This window comes from Streptomyces sp. NPDC058964, assembly GCF_042741275.1.
GTDB lineage: Bacteria > Actinomycetota > Actinomycetes > Streptomycetales > Streptomycetaceae > Streptomyces.
In genome coordinates, this window is sequence record NZ_JBHYKH010000136.1 from 13,962 (window position 1) to 18,628 (window position 4,667).

General features: G+C 68.6%; 3 protein-coding genes. All 3 read right to left on the minus strand.

Features of this window, described 5'->3' with window-relative positions; translation table 11 throughout:
* Positions 1 to 334: 334 nt before the first annotated feature.
* Positions 335 to 1,918: an LCP family protein gene (locus ACFW2E_RS18780; protein ID WP_384467727.1), complete on the minus strand. Its 1,584-nt coding sequence runs from the start codon at positions 1,916 to 1,918 to the stop codon at positions 335 to 337.
* A gap of 128 nt (positions 1,919 to 2,046) precedes the next feature.
* Entirely contained in the window at positions 2,047 to 3,789 is a 1,743-nt protein-coding gene (locus ACFW2E_RS18785; protein ID WP_384467729.1) for an LCP family protein, read from the minus strand.
* Between the two features lie 234 nt (positions 3,790 to 4,023).
* A partial coding sequence (locus ACFW2E_RS18790) for an LCP family protein (RefSeq protein ID WP_384467731.1) occupies positions 4,024 to 4,667 on the minus strand: 644 nt, incomplete at its 5' end.

Here is a 4,667-nt window from a genome sequence, read left to right on the forward strand (position 1 = left end):
CGGGCGGGGCGCGCTCGCGCGCGGTGTGCGGCCCGAGCCGCCCGCTCCCGCGCGCCCCCCCCCCCCCCCGCCCCCCGGCCGCGCCCCCCCGCCGCGTCCTGGTCCTGCGGTATGAGGCCCGTCATGTCCTCGGCCGGGGACACCTCCCCCCGCACGCTGCTCTGCACCATTGCCGCCTCCCGCCCACGCCTTTCACCGGTGCCCGGCTCCCGGGCCTGGGCACGCCCGCATTGTTCTGCAGGCATGTATGAGTTACCTGTGCACATGAACGCTGTGGTGCCGGCGGCCCGCGGTGCGGGCGGGCGCCGGCACCTGGTGCCCGGCTACCCGGGTGCTACCACTGGTAGACCTTGTACACGTCCATGCACTGCGTCTTGTCCGAGCCGTTGATGGCGTCGGAGTTGCTGGGCAGGTCGCCCGCCTTCGGCGCGGACTCCTTGGGGTACGTCGTCCCCGTCCGCCAGTCGGCCCCGACGACGACGGTGACGCCCGAGACGGCGGTCGACTTCTTCACCGAACTCATCGGAATCCCCAGCGCCTTGGCGACGGACTGGGCATCGCCCTGCAGGTCCGCGCTCGGGTACTGCACGACCGTGCGGTCCTCGGACAGCGCCGCCGTTGTGTCCGCCGCGGCCCTGGTGAAGCCCTTGCCCGCGAGCACCTGGGCGATCGCGCTCGCCCGCTGGCCGACCGGCGGCTCGGTGGAGGTCCGTGTGGCGTTCTGCACCTGCACGCCGAGCCGGCCGGGCTCGACCGAGGGCGCCTTGGTCTGTGTGCCGGTCTTCTTCTTCGCGCCGGACGCCTTGCCGTTCTTGTCGAGCGGCACGTCGTCACGGAGCATCTGCCACACCTTCTCGGCGTTGGCTCCGTCCGGTACGACGTGTTCGGAGTTCTGCGGGTCGGCGACGTTCGGCATGGTCACCGAGGTGATGCGGTCCGTCGGCACCGACTTGAGCTCCATGCCCAGGTCGTACAGCTTCTTGACCGTGCCGATCTCCTCGGAGACCTTCAGGGACTTCGTGGCCGCCTCGGCCAGGTCCGTCAGCCGCCCGGTGTCGGTGAAGACGTTCTGCTGCTTCAGCGTGCGGATCATCGAGTTCAGGTACATGTGCTGGGCCCGGGCCCGCATCAGGTCGCTGCCCCAGGCGTGCCGGGTGCGCAGCCACTGCAGGGCCTTCTTGCCCTTGACCTTGTGTGTGCCCTCCGTCAGCTTCAGTCCGGAGCCCCCGGGCACCGAGGCCGTCGGGTGGTCCCACACGTTCTGCTTGACGCAGACGTCGACACCGCCGATGGCGTCGGCCATCCGCACCACACCGGCGAAGTCGATCGTCATCCAGTGGTCGATGTAGACCCCGGTGAGGTTCTGCCAGGTGGCCAGCGTGCAGCCGGCGCCGCCGCGGGCCAGCGACTCGTTGATGATGGTGTTGGTCGCCGGGTACTGCCGGCCGGTGGTGGGGTCCGTGCACTTGGGGATGTCGACCCTCGTGTCACGCGGAATGCTGACCATCGCGGCGCTCTTGCGGTCCGCGGACAGGTGGATGAGCATCTGCACATCGCCCAGCGGCGGGTTGCCGCGGTTGTCCTTGCTGCCGCCGAGCTTCACGTTCTCGGCGGAGTTACGGCTGTCGGAGCCGATCAGCAGGATGTTCAGCGGCGTCTGGCCGGCGGCGTTCGGCGCGGTCTTCCTCGCCTTGGAGTCGCCGCTGTCGCGCTCACCCTTCTGGATGTTGCTGTTGAGGTGCTGGTAGTACAGGTATCCGGCGCCGGCCGTACCGAGTATCACCACCGCCAGCACGGTCGCCGACCAGCGCAGCACGCGCCGTCTGCGTCGCGGCCGCCCGCTCTGCGGACCGCCTCTGCGCCGTCCGCCGCCGTGCCTGCCGCCGCCCGCGTCCGGCTCCTGCGGTGTGAGTGACATCGTGTCCTCGACCGCAGGAACCTCCCCCCGCACACTGCTCTGCGCCAACTTCCCGCCCTCCCCGCCCTGCGCCTGACAACGGGTCCCTCCCGCGTCCGGTTAGACGCACGAGGGACCCGTTGGGTTACCTACTTGGCGCACTTCACCTTGTCTGCCGTTGACTTATCAACATCCGGCGCCTTCGTCGGAGTCGTGAGGGACACCCCCGCGCCCTTGAAGTCCTTGCCCAGGGTCAGCGTCATCGCCGGCAGGCCCTGGGAGTTGGTCACGCTCTTGCCGGGCTTCATCGCGGATCCGGACAGCCCCATGAGGGAGGCCAGCTCGCGCGCCTGGGCCGCCTGGTCGGGCGCGTACTCGAGCGTGGTCTTGCCCAGCTCCGCCGGCGCGTTGCCCGCGTTCTCCGACTTGACCACCCCCTGCTCGTTCTGCAGCCACTGCAGGGTCTCCTGCGCGCTGCCGTCCGCGGCCCCGCCGTTGAGGATCCGCACCCGCACCTCGGAGGCCGCGGACTTGGTGCCCTTCAGCCGCGCGGCCTGCGCGTCCTTGACGGCCTTCTGCTTCTTCTTCACGTCGGTGAAGGAGACGTCGTCCTTGATCGCCTGGAAGACCTCGGGCGCCTTCGACTCGTTGAGGACGACGGTCGCCTTGATCTTCTCGGCCGGGTTGTCCACGACCGGGACGGTCGTGAAGGTCAGGTTCTTCGGGTTGAGCTTGCCCAGCTCGAGACCGAGGTCCTTGAGCTTGCCGATGCTGTCCAGCTTGGAGTCGACGGTCAGCGCCTTGGTGCCGGTCTCGGCGAGCTTCAGCATCTTCGTCGGGCTGGTGAGCGTCGAGTTGGAGCTGAGCTTGCGCATCAGCGCGCTGAGGAACTGCTGCTGCAGCCCGATGCGGCTCAGGTCACCACCGAAGCCGACGGAGTGCCGGGTGCGCACGAACGCCAGTGCCTGCTCGCCCGAGATGTTGTGGGTGCCCTTGGAGAGCTTCAGGTGCGAGTCGCTGTCGTTGATGTCCTTGCCCAGGCAGACGTCGACCCCGCCGACCGCCGTGGTCAGTGTCTTGACCGCGTTGAAGTCGGCGACCATGAAGTTGTCGGGCTTGATCCCGGTCAGCTCCGTCACCGTGCGCATGGTGCAGCTCGGCGTACGCCCGTCCTGCCCGAGGCTCGTGTTGAAGCGGACGTTCTGCGTGCCCGGGATGACCTTCTCGGAGCCGTCGGCCTGCTGCGTCGGGCAGTCCGGGATGTTCACGATCAGGTCGCGCGGGATGCTCAGCGCGGTGGCGTTCGAGCGGTCCTTGGAGACGTGCAGCAGGATGTTGGTGTCGGCGTGGCCGACGCTGCCCTTGTCACCGTAGCCCTCGTTGCCCTTGCCGGTGCGCTTGTCGGTGCCGATCAGCAGGATGTTGATCGCCTTGTCCTTGCTGAAGCCACCGGTGCTCGCGCCGTCGTCGGAGACGGACGTGATGTTGTCGTTCAGGTGCTGGATGTAGAGATACGCGGCGGCCGAGACGGCGATCAGCACGAAGGCCATCGTCCCGCCGGTCCACAGCAGTATCTTCTTCGCCTTCGACTTCTTCTTCACCGGCCGCCGGTTGCGGCGCCCCGGCGGCGGCTCGGGCTCGCCCCGGCGCCTGCGCGGCGACGGAACCTCCCGGCTCGGAGTCCCGGACTCCTCGCCCCGCCTCGGTGCGGCCACCCGGTCGCGGGCAGCGCCGGCGCCACCCGCGCGGGGGCCGGATCTGCGGGGGCGCGGAACCGACGACTGCGGTGCGGAAGGAGTCAGTCGCAGTTCGTATTCGCCGGTGCTCGGATTGAGTACCCACTGGTCTGCGGGGTCGATGTTGTCCGCCCGCCCACGGCCTTGCGCGTCCACGGTTGTCCGAATCCTCCGTTGGGGCCACGCGGCGCCTTTCCCCCCCACGAGGCGCTCGGGTCTCGGTCAATCAGTGCACGACCCCAGGACGGAGCTCGCGGCGTGGTGCACCGGATCGCTCACACTATCCGCCCAGTTCAGGATTGGGTGACGGCGGTGACAAATTCCACGTCCCTACAACCGGGCAATCCGCCTCATTCCCCTGAACAAAGGTTCGCTACCTTGGCGCACGCTTTACCCGCAGGTGCCCTCCGCGGCCGTGCTTCCCCGGAATGTGGGTGCGGGAGAGGGGTCGTTCCGGCCGTCGGAGTCCCCGTCCGATTTGCCGCTGCTCGTGCCGTATTCCGAGGAGATGGACCCGGCCACCGCCACCGGTTCGTCGGCGCGCAGGCGCGCGAACAGCTTCTCGGCATCGGGCTCCACGAGCTGGTCGCGATTGGAGTCGTAGACGTACGACTCGCGTGGAACGGTCAGAAAGCGCACATGTTCGGTGGGGATGTTCCGCAGGCCGCGCACCAGTTGGTACAAACCGCGCAAACTGGCCAGTTCGGGGTCGGTGGTCAACGACGAGGTCGCCGCGTCCAGCACGGGATAGAGCTTCACGGGATTCAGCAGTACGTCGTCGCTCTGGACCTTGTTGACCAGCGCCCCGAGGAAGAGCTGCTGCCGGTCCATCCGGTCGGTGTCGCTCCCGTCGCCGAGCGACTTGCGGGCCCGCACATAGCCCAGCGCCTGCTCGCCGTCGAGCGTGACCCTGCCCGCGGGCAGCTTCAGCCCGGCGGCCTTGTCGTCGATCGGCTTCTTCAGGCAGACCTCGACGCCGTCGACGGCGGGGACCAACACCGTGATACCGGTCGCGTTTAAAAAACACCGAGACC